The organism is Vibrio sp. Y2-5, assembly GCF_014596725.1.
In the GTDB taxonomy this organism is placed as follows: Bacteria; Pseudomonadota; Gammaproteobacteria; order Enterobacterales; family Vibrionaceae; genus Vibrio.
This window is the reverse complement of the sequence record NZ_JACVEG010000002.1, coordinates 902161-925367: the sequence shown is the minus strand read 5'-3', so window position 1 is coordinate 925367 and position 23207 is coordinate 902161. Positions and strand designations below refer to the sequence as shown.

At 43.3% G+C, this 23207-nt stretch carries 18 protein-coding genes; 9 read left to right on the top strand and 9 right to left on the bottom strand.

What is annotated here, in order from left to right; genetic code table 11:
* Nucleotides 1–222 precede the first annotated feature (222 nt).
* The 3 genes from HUO09_RS09285 to HUO09_RS09275 all read left to right on the top strand — a co-directional run bounded on the left by HUO09_RS09285 (nucleotide 223) and on the right by HUO09_RS09275 (nucleotide 2853).
* A complete protein-coding gene (locus tag HUO09_RS09285) occupies nucleotides 223–738 on the top strand; it encodes an NUDIX hydrolase (RefSeq protein ID WP_188233765.1) in 516 nt (171 codons plus the stop codon).
* A 29-nt stretch (nucleotides 739–767) separates the two neighbouring features.
* On the top strand, nucleotides 768–1772 hold the full coding sequence (gene ltaE / locus HUO09_RS09280) for a low-specificity L-threonine aldolase (RefSeq protein ID WP_188233764.1): 1005 nt from the start codon (nucleotides 768–770) through the stop codon (nucleotides 1770–1772).
* A 337-nt stretch (nucleotides 1773–2109) separates the two neighbouring features.
* Nucleotides 2110–2853, top strand: a complete 744-nt coding sequence (locus tag HUO09_RS09275; protein WP_188233763.1) for a TetR/AcrR family transcriptional regulator — start codon at nucleotides 2110–2112, stop codon at nucleotides 2851–2853.
* Between the two features lie 63 nt (nucleotides 2854–2916).
* Here the strand turns inward: HUO09_RS09275 and HUO09_RS09270 are convergent, their stop codons facing one another.
* A complete protein-coding gene (locus HUO09_RS09270) occupies nucleotides 2917–4185 on the bottom strand; it encodes a DEAD/DEAH box helicase (protein WP_167412619.1) in 1269 nt (422 codons plus the stop codon).
* A gap of 101 nt (nucleotides 4186–4286) precedes the next feature.
* Nucleotides 4287–4868, bottom strand: a complete 582-nt coding sequence (locus HUO09_RS09265; protein WP_188233762.1) for an ACP phosphodiesterase — start codon at nucleotides 4866–4868, stop codon at nucleotides 4287–4289.
* Nucleotides 4869–5148: 280 nt separating this feature from the next.
* Here HUO09_RS09265 and HUO09_RS09260 point away from each other — a divergent pair, with 280 nt between their 5' ends.
* The gene (locus HUO09_RS09260; protein WP_167412617.1) at nucleotides 5149–6351 is read left to right on the top strand and encodes an aromatic amino acid transport family protein; all 1203 of its coding nucleotides are present in this window, start codon (nucleotides 5149–5151) and stop codon (nucleotides 6349–6351) included.
* Nucleotides 6352–6545: 194 nt separating this feature from the next.
* The gene (locus tag HUO09_RS09255; RefSeq protein WP_188233761.1) at nucleotides 6546–7970 is read left to right on the top strand and encodes a methyl-accepting chemotaxis protein; all 1425 of its coding nucleotides are present in this window, start codon (nucleotides 6546–6548) and stop codon (nucleotides 7968–7970) included.
* Between the two features lie 64 nt (nucleotides 7971–8034).
* Here the strand turns inward: HUO09_RS09255 and galE are convergent, their stop codons facing one another.
* The 4 genes from galE to HUO09_RS09235 form a co-directional block, all read right to left on the bottom strand.
* Nucleotides 8035–9051: a UDP-glucose 4-epimerase GalE gene (gene galE, locus HUO09_RS09250; RefSeq protein WP_188233760.1), complete on the bottom strand. Its 1017-nt coding sequence runs from the start codon at nucleotides 9049–9051 to the stop codon at nucleotides 8035–8037.
* Between the two features lie 73 nt (nucleotides 9052–9124).
* A complete protein-coding gene (locus HUO09_RS09245) occupies nucleotides 9125–11101 on the bottom strand; it encodes a diguanylate cyclase (protein WP_188233759.1) in 1977 nt (658 codons plus the stop codon).
* The gene (locus HUO09_RS09240; protein WP_188233758.1) at nucleotides 11098–11595 is read right to left on the bottom strand and encodes a YfiR family protein; all 498 of its coding nucleotides are present in this window, start codon (nucleotides 11593–11595) and stop codon (nucleotides 11098–11100) included. The genes HUO09_RS09245 and HUO09_RS09240 overlap by 4 nt, the downstream gene beginning before the upstream one ends.
* A complete protein-coding gene (locus HUO09_RS09235; RefSeq protein ID WP_188233757.1) occupies nucleotides 11585–13603 on the bottom strand; it encodes a TonB-dependent siderophore receptor in 2019 nt (672 codons plus the stop codon). The genes HUO09_RS09240 and HUO09_RS09235 overlap by 11 nt, the downstream gene beginning before the upstream one ends.
* 180 nt (nucleotides 13604–13783) lie before the next feature.
* On the opposite strand from HUO09_RS09235, the gene HUO09_RS09230 reads away from it, so the two are divergent.
* A complete protein-coding gene (locus HUO09_RS09230; protein WP_167413561.1) occupies nucleotides 13784–14524 on the top strand; it encodes a 5-oxoprolinase subunit PxpA in 741 nt (246 codons plus the stop codon).
* Nucleotides 14525–14586: 62 nt separating this feature from the next.
* Here HUO09_RS09230 and HUO09_RS09225 read toward each other — a convergent pair whose 3' ends face one another.
* The 3 genes from HUO09_RS09225 to HUO09_RS09215 all read right to left on the bottom strand — a co-directional run bounded on the left by HUO09_RS09225 (nucleotide 14587) and on the right by HUO09_RS09215 (nucleotide 19440).
* The gene (locus HUO09_RS09225; RefSeq protein ID WP_188233756.1) at nucleotides 14587–16050 is read right to left on the bottom strand and encodes an FAD-dependent oxidoreductase; all 1464 of its coding nucleotides are present in this window, start codon (nucleotides 16048–16050) and stop codon (nucleotides 14587–14589) included.
* 280 nt (nucleotides 16051–16330) lie between these two features.
* Complete coding sequence (locus tag HUO09_RS09220) at nucleotides 16331–18766, bottom strand: ABC transporter permease (protein WP_188233755.1); 2436 nt, start codon at nucleotides 18764–18766, stop codon at nucleotides 16331–16333.
* On the bottom strand, nucleotides 18763–19440 hold the full coding sequence (locus HUO09_RS09215) for an ABC transporter ATP-binding protein (RefSeq protein WP_167411430.1): 678 nt from the start codon (nucleotides 19438–19440) through the stop codon (nucleotides 18763–18765). Before HUO09_RS09215 ends, HUO09_RS09220 begins: the two co-directional genes overlap by 4 nt.
* Between HUO09_RS09215 and tesA the strand changes: the two genes are divergently transcribed.
* From tesA to HUO09_RS09200, 3 genes are all read left to right on the top strand, one after another.
* A complete protein-coding gene (gene tesA, locus HUO09_RS09210) occupies nucleotides 19439–20038 on the top strand; it encodes a multifunctional acyl-CoA thioesterase I/protease I/lysophospholipase L1 (RefSeq protein WP_188233754.1) in 600 nt (199 codons plus the stop codon). The genes HUO09_RS09215 and tesA overlap by 2 nt on opposite strands.
* Nucleotides 20039–20143: 105 nt before the next feature.
* On the top strand, nucleotides 20144–21349 hold the full coding sequence (gene fabV / locus HUO09_RS09205; RefSeq protein ID WP_188233753.1) for an enoyl-ACP reductase FabV: 1206 nt from the start codon (nucleotides 20144–20146) through the stop codon (nucleotides 21347–21349).
* A gap of 202 nt (nucleotides 21350–21551) precedes the next feature.
* The gene (locus tag HUO09_RS09200; RefSeq protein ID WP_188233796.1) at nucleotides 21552–23201 is read left to right on the top strand and encodes an ABC-ATPase domain-containing protein; all 1650 of its coding nucleotides are present in this window, start codon (nucleotides 21552–21554) and stop codon (nucleotides 23199–23201) included.
* The last annotated feature ends 6 nt before the right edge of the window (nucleotides 23202–23207 follow it).

Genomic DNA, 23207 nt, shown 5'->3' with positions numbered 1-23207 from the left:
TTAGTTACAACTATAATCCGAATTTGGACGGACTGTTATATCAGATCTGCTTTACGTGAAAAATGATGTAATCATAGTTTGCACTTATGGGACTCCGAGCACAAAATAACCGTATGAATTTTCAGCGTTGAATTTATTTCCGATTGAGGTTTTGCGAACAAATACGATATGGTAGGCGTACTACGCCAAAGTGGCTCTCCTCCACCGATAAGAACTATTTGTATGAGCAATACCATACACACTTGGAAACGCATTTCTCTTGTTGAAGAGAATGTCGTTCTTCCCAATGGCAATAACGTCAAACACACTACCATAGTGCACCCTGGTGCCGCAGTCATTCTTCCGGTCACAGAAGACAACCAAATTGTCATGATCAATCAGTTCCGACCTTCGTTAAAAAAGTGGCTACTTGAACTACCTGCGGGAACAATTGAAAACCAAGAATCGCCTCTTGTTTGCGCTCAACGAGAACTTGAAGAAGAAACAGGCTACAGCAGCGATTCCTTTATTAGTTTAGGTCAGTTCACTCCTTTAGCGGGTTTCTGCGACGAAATTCAGCACCTATTTATCGCAAAAAACCTTATGAAAACGTCAAGGTATAACTGCGATGATGATGAAGTCATTGACGTTATCACTTTCTCAGTGGCAGAAATTGAACAAAAAATCATAAGTGGTGAGATTACAGACTCTAAGACTATCGCTTGCTTAAGCAAAGCGAAGCTATGTGGATATTTATAATAAGTTAAGTTGGTTATAAGGAAATTAAGATGGATTTTCGTTCTGATACAGTGACTAAACCTACTCAAGCCATGCGCGATGCGATGGCACGTGCCGAAGTCGGCGATGATGTTTATGGTGACGATCCTACCGTCAACGAACTTGAAACTTGGGCAGCGGAAAGACACGGCTTTGAAGCAGCGCTGTTTACCACTTCAGGAACACAAGCAAACTTGCTGGCTTTAATGTCTCATTGCGATCGTGGCGATGAGTATCTATGCGGTCAACAAGCGCATAACTACAAATTTGAAGCAGGTGGTGCGGCGGTATTAGGCTCAATTCAACCTCAGCCAATTGAAAACAATCCTGATGGCACGATTGATTTTGCAAAGCTAAAAGCAGCAATCAAGCCAGACGATTTTCATTTCGCACGCACTCGCCTATTGAGCTTGGAGAACACCATTAACGGTAAAGTCCTACCTATGGAGTATCTAAAACAAGCGAGAGAGTTCGTCGAGCAGCATAATCTGAAACTGCATTTGGACGGCGCACGCGTTTACAACGCAGCTGTTGCTTTAGATACTGACGTAAAGAACATTGCCCAGTATTTTGATTCGATGACCGTATGCCTTTCTAAAGGCTTGTGTGCTCCTGTTGGCTCTTTGCTGCTAGGAAATAAAGAATACATTGCCAAAGCAAGACGTATTCGAAAAATGCTCGGTGGTGGTATGCGGCAAGCAGGCATCTTGGCGGCCGCGGGGAAACTTGCACTCACAGAACAAGTAGGCCTGCTTAAAGTGGATCACGACAACGCAAAACATTTGGCTTATGGTCTTGCTCAACTACCGGGATTCTCATTAAACCCTGAGTGGGTTCAGACGAATATTGTGTTTGCCAAAGTTGATGAAAATATCGATATCCATGACATTGTTAAGCAACTCAAGCAAGACAATATTATTGTATCTCCGAGCAATCCGATTCGATTTGTCACTCACCAAGATGTTACGAGAGAAGACATTGATCTGTTGCTCAACAAATTAAGTTCTTTACTTTAGGATTTTCTTATCAATAATCCTCTTATGCTGCGTATCAGTGCACAATTGGATTATTGATAACTCTCTTTTCCGTGAAAATTTTCCTAAGTTCTGGTAAAAAGTCGCTCATACACAGCACGCAATGAATAGGGTCTGTTGACCTTTTGCGATGATTATTAGCACTATTTTTGAGTTTTTATATGTGTCCACGACGATGCCGCAAAACACTCTTAACATCTAAGTAATAACGCAGATAAGCAATAACGCAGAAGAAACGGCTCAGTAATGCTACCTGAAAGTTCGGTTAAACAGGTTTTAATCGAACAACGTTTAACTTATAAGGTCTACAGACCACAATATGACTGATAAAAAGCAAGGGCGTCGTAGCGCAGATGATGCCCATAAAACTCGACTGCATATTCTCCGGGAAGCCACTAATTTATTTTGCGAGTTAGGTTACGCTCGTGTTTCGCTACGTAATATCAGCGAAAAAGCTGGTATATCACACAGCCTGATACGTCACCACTTTGGCAGCAAAGAAAAAATATGGCGTTACATCAGTGATGGTATGCACAGTTATATGGAGTTTTATTTACGCAAAGTGTTATCTGAAATACCAGACGGCACACCAGTAAATGTAAAACTCTATCGCTTTACGATGCGTTTGTTGGCACATGGCCTCATCATTAAACAACCGATTCAATTTATTGCTGACGCAGTCCGTCAAGAAGGAGCCTTGTTTGATTACTTTATTGATACTGCGGGTGAGCTAGAAGAGCTTATTGAAGGCTTAGCCGAACTGTATAACAAAGAATACCCAAGCGCGCCAATTAAGGTATGGGAAATAAAGTGGCAAATGATCATGTTTAGCCACGGTGCAGCAAGCTTAACGCCATTTATGAAAGAAACATGGGCGGATGAAACGCGCGATTTAGATCTTTGCCTGTTGAAGCACTGGTCACTATTCAATGACATCATGATTCACAAATTCAACATCCCTGAGCAAGATGTCATGCGTCCAAACAGTGTAAAAGAGCTGGTGTACGAAGTTCGTTATGACTGGGAAGAAGAGTGCGAAAAGCGCATTAGCGCGAATCAATAGCATAAGGGCTGCATTACGCAGCCCTTATCGTTTTACTCAGAAGTCATTGAGCATCCCTACCGCCTACTTTTTCTTGCCTCGGCTGGCATGAATTTTCAACTTCGCTTTCATTTTACGTTTCTCCGCCGAGCGGCTGTTGCGTTTTGCAGGTCGGCTGTCATCAATCACAGGTTCTATACTCGGCTCAAAACCTTGCAACCACTCTTGCGGTAGCCTTTGATCTAATAAACGTTCAATCGCGTGCAGTAATGGTTCTTCGTCTAGGCTCATCAACGACACGGCTAAACCTTCTTTCCCCGCTCGGCCAGTACGACCAATTCGGTGTACGTAGTCTTCAGCTTTGAAAGGCATGTCGTAGTTCACCACTTGCTCTAGCTGTTCTATATCTAAGCCTCGGGCAGCAACGTCAGTAGCAATCAACGCACGTATTTTCCCTGCTTTGAAATCATCAAGCGCTTTCTGCCTTGCACCTTGGCTCTTGTCACCATTAATAGAGGCTGCTTTGATGCCATCAAGTTTTAACTCTGCCGCAAGCGCATCACTGCCCTGCCTAGTTTTTGTGAATACTAGGACTTGCTGCCAGTTTCTTGAACCAATCAGATAAGCAAGCAACTCTCTCTTGCGCTTTTTGTTAACTGGGTAAACCATCTGCTTAACCGTCGCCGCAGTTGAGTTGCTTGGCGATACCTGTACTTCAACAGGTTCCAACATCATTCGATATGCGAGTTCTTTGATTTTTTTATCGAACGTTGCAGAGAAAAACAACGTTTGGCGCGCGCGGTTCAGCTTACGAAGCACTCTTTGAATATCCGGCATAAAACCCATGTCCAACATACGATCGGCTTCATCCAGAACTAACACTTCAACGGTACCCAGATACAACGTTTTAACATGGGCATGATCCAACAGTCGCCCCGGTGTAGCGATAAGAATATCAGCCCCACCACGGAGATTATCCACCTGAACTTTCATGCTTGTGCCACCATAGGCGGTCACGATTTTTATGTTCTGGCCTTTGGCGTAAGCAGTCAAATTATCAAAGACTTGCTGCGCTAACTCACGGGTTGGCACCAACACCAATGAACGAATGTCTTTACCTTTTCGCTCAGGATCAGAGGGATTGTTGATAAAGCGCTGTATCAGAGGCAGACCAAATGCAGCGGTTTTACCCGTGCCTGTTTGAGCACCTGCCAATACGTCACGTCCTTCCAATACCTGAGGAATAGCCTGTTCTTGGATAGCCGTCGGAATTTCTATACCAATACTGGCTAGCGTTGTAACTAAAGCAGGTTGAATACCTAATTCTTGAAAAGTAGGAGTTTGTTCAGACATTGGATACCAATTAATTCAGCTATATGATGTTCATTCCCTAAATCTCGCCAATGTATTGGTAAAAACAATACATTGGCTGTTAGGAGCGGCGGCGGATTGTATCAAAAGCGAATGCTTTTGGCTTTCTCTAATACTTCCGGATAGAGCGAAAAGAAAAGAGACTCTAGATCTTGATAGGAATCTTCAAGGCTGACATAGCATTCCGCTAGAGGTTTCATTCTTTCTCTTCGTAAGGACATACGTTGTAATGCAAAGTGAATATTTTCAAAATCAGCATATGATTCCAGCCATCGCCCTTGCCACATCTTATCGCTCACCATCATATAACGCTCGGGTAAAGACGAAGAGTGATCATTCCTGACTTTCTTTTCAGCATCCAATACAAACTGCCGTAAAGACTCTGAATAAAATCGCTGCCAATGTTTCGCTAAACAGTGATCCCAAAACATATCTAACGCGATGGGCGAGAAACGACGAGTTGCTGATGGAAACAAGGCTTTTGCAACTACCATAACTTCATGGCTATCTGTATAGGCATCAACCCAGCGATGAAGCCTGATTCCTTGCACGATTTCATCAGAATAGAGATCACTCGGATTACCTTTTACGAAATCCCCTAATAGATTACCGAGTAAATTACTGTCAGACGCTTCTGCAATATGTAAATGCGCAAGATAATTCATAGAAAAAACTTAGACTCTTTGTTTCTTTATTCGCATGATTATAAGTGCATTTACATTGAGCTGTTCAATTTAAAACCCTAACTCATCAATCATATCTTTACCTCGCAAACCAACTGTAAATATATTTTTACACTTCTGGAATTTAATCTGTACGAATTCATTGACGTTTACAGATAAGTTCTACAGAATGTCGCCAAATCAGTGAATAAAACCACCTAGAGTGGTCAATGTTCGAACATAATGTTAAGCAACACAACTACAGTAAAAATAAGTTTACAGAATGATGAAATCAAAGCTTTTAGGCAGTACTTTGATTATTGCGGGCACCACCATTGGTGCAGGTATGCTTGCTCTGCCACTCGCATCCGCAGGAATTGGTTTTTCAACCTCTCTGATTATCATGCTTGGTCTTTGGGCATTGATGTCATTTACAGCACTACTCATGGTAGAGATCCATCAGTACGCCGATAAAGATGCAACATTGCATACCTTAGCGAAGCAAATCTTGGGCGACAAAGGAAAATGGGTGGCGACTTTTGCCATGCTCTTCTTGTTTTACGCTTTATGTGCTGCGTATATCGCAGGTGGTGGCGCTCAATTCACTCAACGCATCGCTAGCTTTACAGGCACTGAAATCAATGGACAGATTGGCACATTGATTTTCACGGTAATCGTGGCTGCAGTTGTTACTATCGGTACTGCGACGGTTGATAAAGTAAACCGACTTTTGTTTGCTGGCAAAATCGTCGCAATGATTGTTGTGCTGACGTTTCTTGCACCAAACGTTACTCATTCATACTTACTGAGCATGCCTGTTGGCCAAGGACTGGTCGTTGCTTCCATTCCTGTGATTTTTACATCGTTTGGTTTTCACGGCAGCATTCCAGCAATCGTAAACTACTTGGATGGTCATACTCCTTCATTACGTAAAGCGATTATCGTTGGTTCAGCAATTCCTTTGATCATTTACATCTTCTGGCAAGTGGTAACACTTGGTGTGGTTAGCCAACCTGACCTTATCGGCAATGCTGGCTTGAGTGCTTTAATCTCAACGCTTTCTCAAACCGTTCATCAATCCAATCTTGGCAATATCATCGGTATCTTTGCTGATCTCGCACTGCTGACTTCATTCTTAGGCGTGAGTCTAGGTTTGTTTGAATTTATGGGCGACACTATTCGTAAGAAGAATGGCAGCATGAATAGAATTGCGGCATCGCTTGTAACTTTCACACCTCCGCTGATCTTTGCTTTGTACTACCCTCAGGGTTTTATTATGGCTCTAGGATACGCAGCGATTGCTCTAGCAGTCCTCGCTATCTTCCTACCATTAGTCATGGTTGTTCGTGTTCGCCAAACGGCAACAGATAACCATTACCAAGTTGGCGGTGGCAATATCGCACTGGTTGCAACAGGTGTTGTAGGTATAGTGATCATCAGTTCACAACTATTGATCACAGCAGGTGTGCTACCGTCACTGGGTTAAATAATCAATGAAATCACATAGGGGCAAATACATCCGTATTTGCCCCTTTTTTTAATTTTAGGAATCTAGTCGATCTATATCTCATTATTAAAATTTATATTACATATATTTCAAATTTAAATACGACACACAGCACATAAATAGTAGGATATTAGCTACACAAGAATCTCTTAAATTTGCCTCTCGGAGTAACAATGAAAGAAGTTGAGTTCCGAACGATAGACCGCGTGTTTATCAAGATGTCTATCAACGATAAAATGTGGGTTGTCTTCACACTGTTTCTATTAGCGATCGCTAGCATCTCGGGCGCTCGTTATTTTGATACTTTGCAATCTATTGAACAACAGTCAAAACTTGCTGTTGAATACAAACTGCAAGGCATTATCTCTCAGCCCAACATCACCACATTTTCAGGTTTAGACACTCGTTCGTCATTGAGTGATACTCGGTATAACAATGGTGTTGTAACGGCGACGGCCAAAGCACCGGATGGCAAAGTATATGCGCTTACCGATGATTTTTCTAAACGTGAACAGCAAGCTCGTTCAGAAGCTTTCACTACGTTGTTACTCTCATTCTTGTGGGTGATTCCATTCGCTATTTTTATCTACTGGGTTGCGACCTTTATTGGCGGTGCTCTTTGGGTTCTTTACACAACCACGCAAAAAATTGCCGAAGGTGACCTAACTTCACGTCTAGGTTTCCATGCTGGTCGCGATGAATTCGGTACTATCGGTTGCGCTTTAGACAATGCAATGGATACGTTGACTGATCTTATAGTGGCAGTAAAAGACAATTCGACAACACTGAGCGAAACGTCGGCTTCATTTGCTGAAGAGATGAAAGAAAGCGAAACACAAATTCAGAGACAGTACTCTTCGCTGGATTCAGTAGCGACGGCAATGGAAGAGATGACGGCATCAGCGCACGAAGTTTCAAACATTGCTCTAAAAGCGACTCAGCAAACCGAAAATGACTCAGAACAAGTCAGCAGTAGCCACAAGAGAGTTCAACAGGCGATCAGCGAAATTGAACAATTAACAGGCTATATCGCTCAAACGTCATCTTCGGTGACGACACTAAATGAAAACGCAATCAAGATTAACGATGTCATCACCACGATCAATGCGATTTCTGAACAGACCAACCTTCTGGCCCTTAATGCGGCAATTGAAGCGGCTCGCGCTGGCGAGCAAGGTAGAGGTTTTGCAGTTGTAGCAGACGAAGTTCGCACTCTAGCGAGTCGCACTCAAGCTGCGACGGTAGAGATTCAAACTATGATTGGTCAACTACAAAGCGAAACGCAGAACATTGCAAAAATCACCGATCAAACCGTTAGCCAAGCGCAAACAAGCAGCCTGTTGGTGACAGAAATTGGGAACGATGTAAACATCATCGCGGAATCTGCGAATTTGATTAATGACTTAAGTCTTCAAATTTCAACTTCAGCCGATGAACAAAGCTCAGTTGCGAATGACATCGCTTCTGAATTGAGTGATATTCGCAACCAATCAAATACTATTCGCGGAGTCGCTGAGCAGTCTTCTATAGGTATTCGCAACATCGCTCAAGCAACTCGTAACTTAGTGGAGACTCTAAGTCGCTACCGTACCAACTGATGTAATGAGATATTGTTTAGAAGCAAAAAGCGGCCAAAAGCCGCTTTTTTTGTTGTACGCGTATTTACGCTGATGGATATCCCTGAGGGTTATTTGACTGCCAGCGCCAAGTATCCTGAGTCATCTCTTCGAGTGTGCGCGAAGCCTTCCACCCCAACTCATTCTCTGCTTTTGCTGGGTCAGCCCAACACTCTGCAATGTCACCTGGCCGTCTATCCACCAGCTTGTATGGCACTTGTTTGTTAGCAGCCACTTCAAACGCTTTCACCATATCCAGAACACTATAACCAATACCAGTACCTAAGTTATAAATATGTAATCCAGCTTTATCCCCTACTTTTTGCAACGCGGCAATATGACCATCGGCCAAATCCATCACGTGAATGTAATCGCGTACGCCAGTACCATCTTTAGTCGGGTAATCACTACCAAATACAGAAAGAAATTCTCTGCGCCCTACCGCAACCTGAGAGACAAATGGCATGAGATTGTTCGGGATACCTTGCGGATCTTCGCCTAATTCACCGGAAGGATGGGAACCAACCGGGTTGAAGTATCTTAGCAGCGTAATGCTCCAGTCTGGATTTGCATTTTGAAAATCAGTTAAACATTCTTCTACCATCAGTTTACTGCGACCATATGGATTCGTCGCACTGGTTGGGAAGTCTTCTGTGATAGGAACAGACGCTGGATCACCATAAACCGTAGCTGAAGAGCTAAACACTAATGACTTCACTCCTGCTTCTCGCATCGCTGAAACCAAAACTAGCGTGCCATTAACGTTGTTATCATAGTATTCCAACGGCTTCTGAACCGATTCTCCTACTGCTTTTAAGCCTGCAAAGTGGATAACGGCATCGATGTTGTGTTCCGTCAGCAACTCTACCATCAAAGCTTTATCACGAATGTCACCTTCAACAAACTTAGGCTTTACCCCAGCGACTTTTTCGATACGATCAAGCACTGTTGATTTACTGTTGTATAAGTTGTCCAAAATCACTGGCGTCATACCTGCGTGAATCATCTGGATGCATGTATGGCTACCGATATATCCCATGCCACCAGTCACTAATACGTTCATTATTCTCTCCAAAAGCGCAGCACTATACTGCCAACCTAACCATTTATTAAACTTGTTGTCACCACAGCCGTTTTTACATCATTGCTTGTGATGAACTATCAATAAGCACAAATTGACCTTTGCCTAAATTTTTTGCCTTGTACATAGCGTTATCCGCCACTTTGATCATTGCGTCTAAGTTATCTTCATTACTATCAATGAAGTATACGCCTATGCTTGCTCCAACATTGACACTATGTTGTTTGTATTGAATATCTTGCTCAATCAACTTAATCAGCCGTTGCGACATCAGTTCTACACTTTGTCGTTCACTCGGGTTAATCACAATAACAAATTCATCTCCCGACAACCGAGCAACAAGATCTTGGCTGCGAACCTGAGAGAGTAATCGCTCAGACACTTGTCTAAGAACTTCATCTCCTGCTTCGTGACCATAGGTGTCATTGATCTGTTTAAACCCATCTAAATCAAGATAAAGCAAAGAAAACGGGCGAAACGAGACTTGATTTTCAGCAATGATATCATTGAGTAAGCGATACAACTTAGAACGATTAGCCAAACCTGTTAATGAATCATGATGAGCAAGGTATTCCAATCGCTCCATCTCTTTCACATTGGAAAGATCTGAAATGATAATCACCATATCATGACCTTTTGACAGGTCAGATTTTGCAATGCGATTAACTTTAGCAAACAGAGGTACCAGATGTCCGTCGGTATGTCTTTCACACACTTCGCCTTGCCATTGACCCAACTCTTGCAACGACTGTTCAATAGTTGGCAGCAAAGAGCTGAATTGATTCCACACCAAAACTTGATCAATCGGTTTGTTGACTACATCTTCGTTGTTATAGCCAAGTAATTGAGTCACTTTAGGGTTAATCACTGTAATTACACCTTGGTGGTTGAGTAGAATGATCCCATCTTGGCTATTTTCAAACACACCTGCCGCTAATCGCTGACGACGAAGTGCAACTTCAATTTCAGTGACATCTTCAATGGCAAACAAGGTTTGATCAGGTCTGGATAGCGGACGACTGCTAACCCGTAGTAATTGTTGGACGTTATTCTCGCTCGCTCTAACGATGAGTTCTTCATCCAGTTGTTTATGTTCATTTAACGCGGATTTAATGATGGGATCGTTATCAGTTTGCAAAATTTCACTAAGATTTTTACCCAATAGCCCGAGTGATGAATGGTGGAAAACTCGACTGGCTTCACCATTCGCCATGATAATGTCGCCATTGCTATTAACCACGATCAGCCCATGTTGGACGGTATCAACGACTTCGTTAGCAAACGATTTCTCTTGCTCCAACTTAGCAAGCGTATACCTGTCTTGTTCTTCGTGCGCTTCAATAGTATCAAGCATAGTGTTAAATGCACTCACCAAATCACCGATTTCATCTTTAGACTTGCATTTTAAATCGACATCTCGCTCTCGGTTATCAATGTACGCCTTCATTGCATGATTGAGTGAATAGACAGGTTTTACGATCAGCTTTTGGACCAGTTGATAGAGTGCAATACCGGAAAGCGTTAACACAGTAAAAAAGAACAATGCATCGTTAAGCGCTGTCTCATAAATTTCGAGTAATGGCTTAGCGGAGACTGTCACACTCAGTGAAGCGATAGCCAAATCATCTACCTCTACAGGAACAGTCAGGTAAATATATTGGTTGGAAATAACATACTCATTTTGCAGTGCTTCTTCGCGTTGATGTTCATTAGGAATCGGTGCATCACTTCCCTCTTTCACATACAAAGCAAACAACTGGTTTTCCTGATCGAATAACTTAACTCGAACGACATCCTCATCAACCGCAAAAGCGGACAGAATGTCCTGAGCGATAAGTTGGTCATCAAACAAAATTGCAGCTTGTAAGTTGTAAGATACCCCTTTGGATAACACATGAACGCGTTCGATTAAGCTTTTCTCTTTCTGTTCAATGTCTTTTTGAAAACTAAACCACTGCGCAACACAAAAAATAGACGACATTAGCAAGAAAATCGGAAGAATGAGTTTGAACCTTAAAGACAGCGAGTTCATATTTTCCTCCCGTCTTCAATAATTGCTATACGCAACAAGCTGGAAGAAATTGAGTACGCACCAATATTTGCTATGTAGATCTTGGGTTTTACTTTACCTTCTAGTGTCGCTAATTCTATTGTGCCACCTTGTGTACCAATGGTTTGTCCATCTCCGATGACGACCATATGTGGGTCAAGCGAATCAAGGTTTAATTCACTTTGCTCGTCTACAAACAGAATGTCACATTGCTCCCTATAAAAAGGAGTAACAATAAGAGGAAGCTGACGAACTTTTTTATTCTGAGTTATTTTGTCTAGTGTTGTAGCAATTTTCTCATTACCAACAATGCAGAATTCTATGTTGGTCATTTCACTTTCGCTGTTCCAGTGGATGAAGTTTGAAATACGGAAAATATAAACCGCTTTAATATCCATTGGGTCATAGGCAGCATAAGACACGCCTGAAACAAACATTAAAAGCAATACCCAAGCGCGGTGTAAATTAAAACTCATAAGAAGCCTTTAGCACTCCAGTTTCTTCATTAATGGTGCTAATCCAATCGGTTCTATATCCATCTTTCTCCCCAATATTTTGCAAAATGAATTCTAATCGAGGGGCTTTTGAATGAGCTTGCCAAGCAAGCCGAGCATCAAAGGCCAAATAATTTGGGATTTGCGGAAATTGCTCATGATATTGGATTGACTGCCCCCTAACGATAAAATCCAGCTTCCACTGTGGGGAAATGTCCCAAAGAGTCTGTAAGCTTGCATTATGTTGAGCTTCTATGTCATACCAGTTTACAGAGCTGCCGTTGGAGTTACTCCCACCATTCCATTCCCCTTTAGCATGTAAGTAACTGTAACTTAGATAGAAACGTAGCGTTTCTAAAGCAATATATCCTGCGCTTAACTCAACGCCGTGAGTTTCAAGCGAGTAGTCATCAGTAATCACGACGCCTACAACCTGATCAGGCACACCGGAGACTTCAATATTATCCAGCCCCCTTACGTAGCTGTGATGGCTTAAAAAGAATGAGGCATCAAATTCAAAACCTATTTCGGAATCATAACGATAGCCTACCTCATATGTACTAACGCTTTCGGGCTTCATATTACCTTCCGGTACCATTAATTCAGCAAAATAGCGGTCTTGTTCGCTGTCATAGTAGTTGGTAACTAAATAAGTGTTCGAAGTTAAATATGAAGGTGCAACCGAAGCTCGGCCATACCCCACCCAAGCAGTTTGATTCTCATCTATTGTCAATAGTGTTCGTAATTGAGGTGATACTTCAAATTGGTCAGAAAGCTCAAAGTATTCGAGCTTTACACCAGCAACTGTCTTCCATTTGCTATTCCAAACTTTCTCAGACTGTAGGTGCAAATTGACAATACTATCTACGTCTTGCTGATCAGTCGCATAGCGTTGGTAATAAGGTAAGTTATTGAAATCGATGCCTTCATATGGATGAAAGAATTCGACTTCAACCAGTCGATAGCCTCCACCATAGGTGATTAGATGTTCATCGGTAATCTGGTGGTTATAGTTAAAGTCCAGATCAAGGGTATTAGACAACCCCGCATCATCAGCCATTTCATTGGAATTACGTTCAAACCAGAGCTGATAATTTCCCGTGAGCTTATCTGAATGCCGAGTTTCGTATCTAAGCTGCGTATAGAACGAGTAACTATCAACGTCTTGTTCCACTCTTTCAGAGGTACTTAAATCTCCATTTGAGTAATGCAATTGATACCAATCATGACTATAAGTAAGACGTTCCCCTCCCATACGAAACTCCCAATCATTTTGCTCCAAATCAGATTGAGTAACAATTCCTGCCGTTTCCAACGTCCAGTCTGGATAAGGTTTGTTTCGGTCATTTCGAAGCTGCCGCTTTTTGTAGAAAGCCCGTGCGCTGACATCCTCACTCAACTGAAGTCCGTGTCTAACACTTGCATCGTAGTCACCCCCTTCAGCCCAACCAGCACTTACAAAGCTTCCTTGAGTCTCTTTCGCGGATTTTGTGATGATGTTAATCACGCCATTAACGGCGTTACCACCCCATAATGCGGCACCTGGCCCGCGAAGCACTTCTATTCTATCTATATCGTCCAATACATAATCGATATCCGCCCAATAAACGCCTCCATAAAGCGGACTGTAGACACTCCGGCCATCAATCATGACAAGTTGTTTGTTGAAAAGCCCATCGTGAAAACCCCGTGCAGAGACAATCCACTCTGTATCTGAATACTTGGAAACATGTAAGCCAGGAACAAGGGCGAGAGCATCGGGTATAGTACGAACACCACTACGGATAATACGTTCATTGCTCAACACATAAACTGAAGATGGAATGTCTGCTAATCGCCGCGACGACTTAGTGGCAGTCTCCATACGAACATTCAGCATTGAAAGCTCTTCTAATGAGAGACTCATAAGATGCTCAAGCACTTTGTCGTCAGCGTATGCTGTAGCTGAAATAAAAACTAACGTTGTATAAATACACGTCGCTTTTTTCATTTACGATATCTTCCATGTGTATGAACGTTCAGTAGGGACTCATTTACCAGCCAAATAGGTTGTCAATTTATCAGGCCATCAATCATGCAGTACATGCCATAACGATGAGCTTTATCGCTGTTTATTTATAATTAATTCTGTATTTTATAGTAGCTTAAATACTAAGGAACGACGATTCACGTGAAAAAACGGACTATCACTCTTAACTGCGACATGGGCGAAAGTTTTGGTCATTGGCGAATGGGTAACGATGAACGAGTTATGCCATGGGTCGATATGGCCAACATTGCGTGCGGCTTTCATGCTTCGGATCCGCATGTCATGAGTCGCACCATTGATTACGCTATTCAGCATGATGTTCAGATTGGTGCGCATCCCGGCTATCCAGATTTGCAAGGATTTGGAAGACGTTCAATGTCATTTTCAGAAGAAGAAATCTGCGAAATTCTTATCTATCAAATCGGGGCTTTAAAAGCGCTATGCGAAAGCAAAAATACCGAAATCACATACGTCAAACCTCATGGCGCTTTGTATAACGACATGATGTCGAATGAAGATATATTTCGCGCGGTCACTGATGCAGTGTCATGTTTCAATGTCCCGCTGATGATATTAGCGTCAGGCAACAATCAACGGTATTTAGATATTGCAGATAACTACGATGTACCACTGTTATTTGAAGCCTTCGCTGATAGAACTTATTTGGCGAACGGGTTGTTAACGCCTCGAACTATGTCGAATGCCGTATTAACCAACGAAGACGCTATCTTGAGTCAAATCAAACAGATTGCAGAATACGGCAAAGTTAGCACCTCTGATGGAGCCATTATCCCAATTGAAGCGGACACCATTTGCGTTCATGGTGATAATGAAGCCGCCATTGAGCTTATTGCTAAAATTCGCGCCCAACTGGATGCCTAGCCACAGATATTTAAAAATCAGCCCCAGAGTTGGCAGAAACTCTAGGGCTGTTAAATGACAAGTTACTTCATGCCAACAAACTTGGCTAAAGCTTGTGGATAACCTCGTTCTTCAGCTAATTGCTTTGCTCTTGTTTCAATATCACTTGGCATCAGCGACATGCTGATCGGATGCTGATCTTCAATCGATTGATCCAATGGTAAATTTACTAGATGCCAGTTTGAGACAATTTTTCTCACGGCTTCTAACGCTGACGACCCTTTCACGACTTCCATTCGAGCATAATTATTGTCTTCAAACGTCACATCGGCAGCTCGTAATGTCGCGTCATAGCCCGGAATTTGCTGGGCACCGTACAGCGGTTTCCCACCAACCTGAGCAGTCTCAAATTCAGGCATAAACTGGCTGATATGTCGGATAGCTTTTTCTGTTCTCTCATTGAGAGCATCGCTCTGCCAACCTTCCAATAGCTTTCGTTCTAAATATTTTGGAAGAACCGGTTGAGAAGAGTTATCGGCAGATGTAACTAATCCATCTTTGAACAAGGTGATATCTTCCGTCATACCGTGCAACTGGAATACACCATCAGCATAAGGCGTTAACTGCGCCATACCTTGTGGTGTGCCACGCTCGCCGTGAAAGACAACCTCTGGCCATTCATGTTGGCATTGCGGCCAATGAGTGATATAGGCAGCTTTAAACTCAACCATGCGCTTACGCTGATAATGTGCCATGTCGTCGACTTTTCCAGTCTCATAGCCACACGCATTGATCAGGTAGTCGGCTTCCACCTGTTGATATTGACCGTCGGAGCTCACATAAGTGAGATGCCAGCAATGTCCATTGTATTCCGCGCTAACCAAAGTTGCATGAGTCTTTACTTGGCAATTAGCCATAGTACTCAACGCCAGTTCTGCACTAGCCGCTAGTCTAAATACACTCCACCCGTACTCTTGAACAACCACTACAGGGTACTTAATCGAATTCAGGTCTGCGTATTTGGCAAAAGGAATCAACCATTCTTCGCTGCTTAACGGTTCTTTCGGTTGAGTTTGCTTAGCCAAGTATTCCAACTGTTCACGTTGATAAGTTGCATAATATTGCTTCGGCTCACCCATAATTTTGTTACGAGGGTCTTCATCAACCAACTGTTGATAACATGCCTGTATCGTATCCAAACGAGGAATAATATCTTGTGGCTCTCCTGAATCGGTATCAGGAATGGCAATCACGGTTGGGCGCTTATTCAAGGTATGCGGATACAATCGGATTGTCTCAACCGACTGACGTAACAATTCAATACATTGCTGCTCTGAAATTTCTCTGTATAAGTTGCCACCCGCGTGTAGGTGACAAATTGGGGGCCCGTTCACTAAACTCGGACCTTTTTCCAGTAATAGTACATTCACGCCCAGTTCACCTAAATGAACCGCGGCCGTTGCACCGGCAACACCACCGCCAATGATAGCAACGCGAGGTGACTGAAAGTTTGGTGTATTCTGAGACATTTCGCTACCGATAGTCATTCAAACTAAACCCATTCTAAAGCTTCTAAAGTGTTATTAAAATCACATTTTTTACGTGGCTATAGATCGACAAAATGAAAGTTGCAATACAAAAAAATGAAATAAATATCTTGACTCAATATTCTGTGATCGACGTTTTTTTAACCTTGTGCATAACGCTCTCTCTGCAGCCAAAGGTTCTACGGGGCTAACACCGAAATACACGGCACAGGTGCTTTGAGTTATCCCAACATTTATCCACCGTTTTTGTGGATAACTCTCTCACTTACTCAAGGAATTACTAATTAAATGCTTTATTTATAGGAACTAACAAACGTTTAATTAGACTGTTCACAACCGCAGCTAGTGTGCAAAAAGTGACAATGGGCAACACTAACCACATATTAAAATGTAACGAAGGTGACAGGTCGAAACCAAATTTCATCACACTTGCCACGACGACATCAGCACTGAGAGCAGCAACGATTCCAGCGACCAGAGCCATGAGCCCAAATTCTGACCAAATGGTCTGAGTGACTCGGCGGCGACTCGCCCCCAAAGTCCTGTACAGCCTTATCTCTTGCTGGCGTTGGCTCAAGCTTAGGCGCAATAACGTGAAGATCAGTAGTATACCTGCTACTACGCCCATTAAAGCAAGTACTGTTATCGACCAAACAATTTGCGTAAGCAGATCTTGTATTTTTGCGCCCATTACTCGGATATCCATCAAACTTACAGTTGGGTGATTACGTGAAAGCTCTGTTAGCAGCCCATCATGCTGCTGTTCGATTCTAAAACTGACCAACCATGAGCTAGGGATGTCTTGTAATAAATCTGGTGTAAATATGAAGTAGAAATTCGGTTTCATTGCGCGCCATTCAACGTGACGTATAGTATTCACTGTCGCTTCAACCGACTGGCTGTTAATAACGAATGTCAGTTTATCACCGATTTTCAGACCGAGATCTTCTGCCACGTCTTGCTCAACGGACACACCCTTGCTTTGTGTCCACTCTCCCGCAATTAAATCGTTATAGGTCGGTAAACTATCGCCCCATGTGAAGTTCAGCTCCCGCCTTAGAGCATCACTGCTTCCTTCCCCGTGAGCATAAGTTTTCGCTTCAACACCGTTAATTTCAGTTAATCGTCCACGAATAATCGGATAGGCATCCGAACGTTCAATGCCTGCTTTATCTATGGTACCTAAATAGGCATCTTTCTCATAAGTGGCGATATTGAAAGCAAACGCATTAGCCGCATTGGCTGGTAATGTTTTCTGCCAGTCAGATAACAAATCTGTTCGTACCAACCACATTACAGCCAATAGCATCAGAGAAAGTGATAATGCTCCAAACTGGATTCCCGTAGCGACAGAAGAACGATTAATCCGGCTAAGAGCCAGCTTCATTGCAGTATTAAGTGGTAACTTTGCCAAAGAACGTGTCACCACAACGCTGATTAAAGCAAGAATCAAAAACAGCACCGTTATTCCTGCAAGCACGATCCAAACCAACTTGTTTTGCCAGTAGAAAGCGAGCATGGGCAGTAAAGGCACCAGTGCAAGAGCGATATTCCATCGCATCCGGCTTTGCTTTTGAGCTTCCTGCATGACACTGGCAGCATTGACATTTAGCAAATGACCTAGCGGTATACCTAATGCGGGAACGGCAATTAAAACACTTGACGTCAGAGCAACTAGTGCTGGTTTATAACCATAACTTGGAAGTGGTGTAGGAAGTAGGTCGACCAAAGGCACTCGCAGCAGATATTCCAGCCCCATACCGATGACAATGCCACTCACAGCGGCAAAACCAAGTAGTAACGCCACCTGAATGGCTAACCAACGCCCTACCCATTGCTTGCTGGCACCCAAACTTTTAAGCATTGCAATGGTACGCTGGCGGGTAGAAACATAATGCTGACAGGTTAAAACCAGAGTCGTGGCCGCCATAATAATCACGATAGCCACAGTCAAAGACAGATATTGCTGTGTTCTTTCAAACACCTCATTGGTTCTGCTAGCGCTGTCTTGATCTCTCCAACGTTCACTTGGCGTCAAAGTGACTGCTTTTTTCAACTGTTCAATCGCAACATCTTCTGCATTGATGAAAAGCTGATACTGAACTCGACTGCCGATTTGGATCGCTCCTGTGCGTTCTACATCCGACAGATGAATATAAACAGAAGGCATTTGCTGAAATGGGTTGAAGCTCAAGCCGGGTTCTTGAACAACTCTACCTGAAACAACAAAATCAGCATCGCCAATAGTGACGCTGTCACCAATGTCAACATTCAGTTCGTTGAAGATCCGTTCATCGAGCCATAACTCGTTAGGTTGAATCTGATGCTTTATGGTTTTACCATCCGACAACGCCATCTCACCACGCAGTGGATACCGGTTATCTACCGCTTTGACTGTGACCAACTTCATTCCATTATCACTGAATGCCATAGTCGAAAAACGTGTCATGGTGGAAGTGGTGAGATTGTTCTTATTCGTTAGTTCCAATAATGTTGAGGGCAAAGGATTTGCCGAAACAAAGACACTGTCCGCCGTCAACGCATCTTTGCCCTGTTTCACAACCACTTGTTCCATACGATCAGCTAAAGCGGTTAACGCAAACACGCAGGCAATAATGAGTGTTAGAGCAACAGAAATCGGCCACAACTGACCATGACGAATCTCGCTAAAACTCCATCGAAACAGGCGTTTATTTAAAGACGGGGCAAGCTTCATACTCGCTCCTCCAACATGCCAGCCGTCATATGAAATCGTCTCTGGCATCTCGCAGCAAGAACAGGATCATGAGTGACAAGAACCAGCGTTGTTCCATGTTGGGAATTCAGCTCAAAGAGTAAATCAATAACTTTCGCGGCGGTTTCCTGATCGAGGTTACCTGTCGGCTCGTCAGCAAATAACACCTGAGGGCTTATCATGAAGGCACGCGCCAGAGCAACACGCTGCTGTTCCCCACCCGAAAGCTGACTCGGTGAGTGATGAATACGATGCTCTAATCCCACCGATTTTAGTAGCGCTTCAGCCCGTTGTTTATCTTCAGCTTCACCCTTTAACAAGCACGGTAGAGTGACATTTTCCAATGCCGATAAGCTTGGAATGAGCAAGAAACTTTGGAATACAAACCCTACCGATTGACTGCGAATTGCGGCTCTCGCCTCATCATCAAGCTCTGTCAGCGCTCTTCCTAACAGGTGAACTTCTCCACTGGTCGGCGTGTCCAATCCTGCAAGCAGTGTCATCAAGGTCGATTTACCTGCGCCAGAAGTACCAACGATGGCCACGCTTTCGCCTTGGCGAATATCAAGATTCACCTCTTTGAGGATTGTTAATTGCTCCTGATTGGTGGAGACTACTTTAGATAAAGACTGAGCTGAAATAACGGATGATTGCATGACTAGACTACTTTCCTTGCTTCTTGTTGTATTTTTCTCGACCAACGCTAGTAGTAACACACTCTTAGTGTTGGGTGATAGTTTGAGCGCCGGCTATAACATGTCTATAGAACAAGCTTGGCCTAATTTGCTTGGTGATGCTTTAAAAAACAAAGGGAAATCTGTAACAGTAATTAACGGAAGTATATCAGGCGATACAACAGGTAACGGATTATCACGTCTACCTTCATTACTCAAACAGCACAAACCTGACTCCGTTTTGATTGAACTCGGCGCCAATGACGGACTGCGAGGATTCCCTCCTCAGCTTGTTGAAAACAATCTGAAAACCATGATTGACACTATTCACGCACAAGACAGTCAAGTGATCTTGATGCAAATCCGTATTCCGCCAAATTACGGCAAACGCTACAGTGATGCCTTCTCACAGCTGTATCCAAACATCGCCAACGAGAAATCTGTGCCACTTGTGCCGTTTTTTTTGGAGCAAGTCATCATCAAACCTGAATGGATGATGCAAGACGGACTGCACCCAAAACCTGACGCTCAACCATGGATAGCGGATTTCATGGCAGACCAACTAGAGCCTCTGCTTTAATGTATTATTATGGTCCGCTAATTGTAGGTCTGTTGCCTCAGCTCAATAAAATTTATCTAACTTTGCGCTATTGTTACTGCCCCAAAGAACCAGAAGGTACCAATAATGCTCATAGAACCCGTAATTCAGGGTGTGGTTGCTCGTACTGCACATCCTTTCGGTTGCGAACAAGCCATTCTAAAGCAAATTCAATACGTTAAATCAGCAAACCCAATTAAACATGGCCCTAAACGTGTATTGGTTTTAGGTTCATCATCCGGTTTTGGGCTTGCCGCACGTGTCGCGTTAACATTCGGCGGTGCGAATGCTGACACAATTGGCGTTTCTATGGAGCGCGGACCATCTGACAAAGGCGTGGGCAGTGCAGGGTTTTACAACAACCATTTCTTTAAAAAGTACGCCGAACAAAACGGTAATGTAGCCGTCAATATTGACGGTGATGTGTTCTCAAATGACATTCGTGAACAAGTGATCGAAGCGATAGAAACGTACTTCGAAGGTGAAGTTGACCTCGTTATATACAGTATCGCTAGTGGTATGCGCCGAAAAGGTGACAGTGACGAGTTCTGGCGTTCCGCCATCAAACCTATTGGTGATGCAGTATCAGGTTCCACCATCATTCTGGAGAACGATAGCTGGGTAAATAGCACGCTTGAACCGGCAACAGATGAAGAGATAGCAAGCACCGTTAAGGTAATGGGCGGCGAAGACTGGGAGAACTGGATTGATACTTTGATCAACTCTGACTCTATCGCAGAAGGTTGTAAAACCGTTGCTTTCTCATACATTGGCCCGGAAATCACCCACCCTATCTATCTTGATGGTACCTTGGGTTATGCAAAAGTTGATTTGCACCAAACCAGCCACTCTCTTAATTTGAAATTGGCCAATTACAATGGTGGCGCTTACGCTTCGGTTTGTAAGGCGTTGGTCACAAAAGCGAGTGTGTTTATTCCTGGCTTAAGCCCATACATTTTAGCGCTTTATCGAGTGATGAAAGAGAAAGGCACTCATGAAGGCTGTATTGAACAAATGCAACGTTTATTCAGTGAAAAACTGTATCTAGGAGAGAATGTCACTACGCCAGTTGATAACGAACGTTTGATTCGAATGGATGATCTGGAACTTAACAAAGATACTCAGGAAAAAGTATTGGCGATTCTTGGCGAAATGAATGCCGAGAACTTTAAACAACTGGGCGATTACCAAGGATTCAAGCAAGAGTTTCTCAATCTCAATGGATTTGGTTTTGAGAATATCGACTACTCAAAAGACGTCGACCTAAAACCATTCCTAACGGAAGAATGTTAACAAACTCAACCACTGGCGGGTATCAGATCACCTTGTCTTGAACCGCCTCTTTGTTGACAAATACCCTACTGCCACTAAAACTGTACTCCTAAATAGAGTACAGTTTTTGTTTATCCCTCAAGGATTAAACAACACATGGCTTTACTCCCTTGATAGGGCTACCTATAATCGCCCCCTTTTCATTATTCCAAGAGCAGTCGTGATGGATGTATTAACAGCAAAACTGAAAAAACTCGAAAAGCAGAATTATCGCGCATATCAGCAAATTAAAGGCGAATATGATTTCGGCGACTACAATCTGTACATCGATTATGTTCAGTCAGATCCGTTCGCGTCAGCTTCGCGCTTGCGTGCGACAAGAGCATGGTCACTCACTGGCTTAGCATGGTTGAAAGACAAGTCTCCTGCTTATCAAATGGCTGCCCGCGACTTTATCGCTCGCTCATTCGCAGAATTCGCCAAGCAAGAAAACTCCGTGACTATTCATATCACTGGCCAAACCGTAATGGATAGTACCGCCGTATTATTTACTGAACACGGCATTGAATTACGTTTTCGTATGTCTCTGCCTGCTGAAGGACGTGACATTCTTGCGAAGAAAGCACTCAATACGCTTACGTTTCATATGCCTAAGTTCATTCGCAAAGCGACGAATGCTCGTGAACTGGATATTGAAGCGCTGACTCATCACTGTGAAATCATTGAAGACCAAGAAGCATTGCGTTCTCAACTTCATGAGAAAAATTTGGTTGCCTTTGTTGCAAATGGAAGTGTGTTGCCACGTATTGCTGGTAACTGCGACCTACCAATGAAAGATGCGGTTGCTTTCCAGTCTCCGAAAGAGCTGGAAACGGTTTTGGTGGCACCTAATAAAGGTGAAGTGCGCGGAATGGGCATTTCAAAAGGTATCACTTTGATTGTCGGCGGTGGTTTTCACGGTAAATCAACCTTGCTTACTGCAATTGAACGTTCAATCTACAACCATATTCCGGGTGATGGCCGTGAGGGCATTGTGGCTGATATCAATGCCATGAAAATTCGCGCTGAAGATGGTCGCTGCGTGCACAGCCTCAACCTGTCGAACTACATCAACCACTTGCCTTTAGGCAGAGATACTCGCAACTTTAGTACTCAAGATGCATCTGGCTCTACCTCACAAGCCGCTTGGCTACAAGAGTCGATCGAAGCTGGTGCTAGCACTTTGCTGATTGATGAAGATACTTCAGCAACCAACTTCATGATCCGTGACGAACGCATGCAGGCATTGGTAAGTAAAGGTGATGAACCTATTACTCCGTTAGTCGATCGCATTGGTCAACTGCGAGATGAAATGGGAATATCAAGTCTAGTTGTCATGGGTGGTTCTGGGGACTACCTTGATGTGGCTGACACTGTGATTCAAATGCATGATTTCCAAGCGATTGACGTGACAGAAAAAGCACAGCAAGTGATTGCGCTTCACCCTACTGAGCGTAAAAACGAATGTGAGACGCCGCTAGAAATCATTAAGCCTCGCTCACTAAACTGCATGGCATTACAAGCTATATTGGCAGAAGGGAAATTCCGCGTATCTGCAAAAGGCACAGATTCACTTCGCTTTGGTAAAGAGTTTACTGACTTAAACGCACTAGAGCAGATAGAGTCTCCTTCAGAAATTAATGCGATTGGTTGGCTTTGGTTCCAGCTTGCACAGACGCCAGGTTGGTCGAAAAACCCAGCTAAAGATTTCGCAGCTCTTCTTAACAACAATTGGCACGAAAACATGCCAAACCATGGTGATTTGGCGAAGCCTCGCATACTCGATGCGATGGCAGCACTGAACCGCATGCGCAAAGCTAAGTTCAAGAATTAAGAGTGA

Excerpts from the sequence above, each read along its gene's own strand:
- HUO09_RS09285 (WP_188233765.1), top strand. The coding sequence starts at position 223 with ATGAGCAATACCATACACACTTGGAAACGCATTTCTCTTGTTGAAGAG.
- ltaE (WP_188233764.1), top strand. The coding sequence starts at position 768 with ATGGATTTTCGTTCTGATACAGTGACTAAACCTACTCAAGCCATGCGC.
- HUO09_RS09275 (WP_188233763.1), top strand. The coding sequence starts at position 2,110 with ATGACTGATAAAAAGCAAGGGCGTCGTAGCGCAGATGATGCCCATAAA.
- HUO09_RS09270 (WP_167412619.1), bottom strand. The coding sequence starts at position 4,185 with ATGTCTGAACAAACTCCTACTTTTCAAGAATTAGGTATTCAACCTGCT.
- HUO09_RS09265 (WP_188233762.1), bottom strand. The coding sequence starts at position 4,868 with ATGAATTATCTTGCGCATTTACATATTGCAGAAGCGTCTGACAGTAAT.
- HUO09_RS09260 (WP_167412617.1), top strand. The coding sequence starts at position 5,149 with ATGATGAAATCAAAGCTTTTAGGCAGTACTTTGATTATTGCGGGCACC.
- HUO09_RS09255 (WP_188233761.1), top strand. The coding sequence starts at position 6,546 with ATGAAAGAAGTTGAGTTCCGAACGATAGACCGCGTGTTTATCAAGATG.
- galE (WP_188233760.1), bottom strand. The coding sequence starts at position 9,051 with ATGAACGTATTAGTGACTGGTGGCATGGGATATATCGGTAGCCATACA.
- HUO09_RS09245 (WP_188233759.1), bottom strand. The coding sequence starts at position 11,101 with ATGAACTCGCTGTCTTTAAGGTTCAAACTCATTCTTCCGATTTTCTTG.
- HUO09_RS09240 (WP_188233758.1), bottom strand. The coding sequence starts at position 11,595 with ATGAGTTTTAATTTACACCGCGCTTGGGTATTGCTTTTAATGTTTGTT.
- HUO09_RS09235 (WP_188233757.1), bottom strand. The coding sequence starts at position 13,603 with ATGAAAAAAGCGACGTGTATTTATACAACGTTAGTTTTTATTTCAGCT.
- HUO09_RS09225 (WP_188233756.1), bottom strand. The coding sequence starts at position 16,050 with ATGACTATCGGTAGCGAAATGTCTCAGAATACACCAAACTTTCAGTCA.
- HUO09_RS09220 (WP_188233755.1), bottom strand. The coding sequence starts at position 18,766 with ATGAAGCTTGCCCCGTCTTTAAATAAACGCCTGTTTCGATGGAGTTTT.
- tesA (WP_188233754.1), top strand. The coding sequence starts at position 19,439 with ATGACTAGACTACTTTCCTTGCTTCTTGTTGTATTTTTCTCGACCAAC.
- HUO09_RS09215 (WP_167411430.1), bottom strand. The coding sequence starts at position 19,440 with ATGCAATCATCCGTTATTTCAGCTCAGTCTTTATCTAAAGTAGTCTCC.
- fabV (WP_188233753.1), top strand. The coding sequence starts at position 20,144 with ATGCTCATAGAACCCGTAATTCAGGGTGTGGTTGCTCGTACTGCACAT.
- HUO09_RS09200 (WP_188233796.1), top strand. The coding sequence starts at position 21,552 with ATGGATGTATTAACAGCAAAACTGAAAAAACTCGAAAAGCAGAATTAT.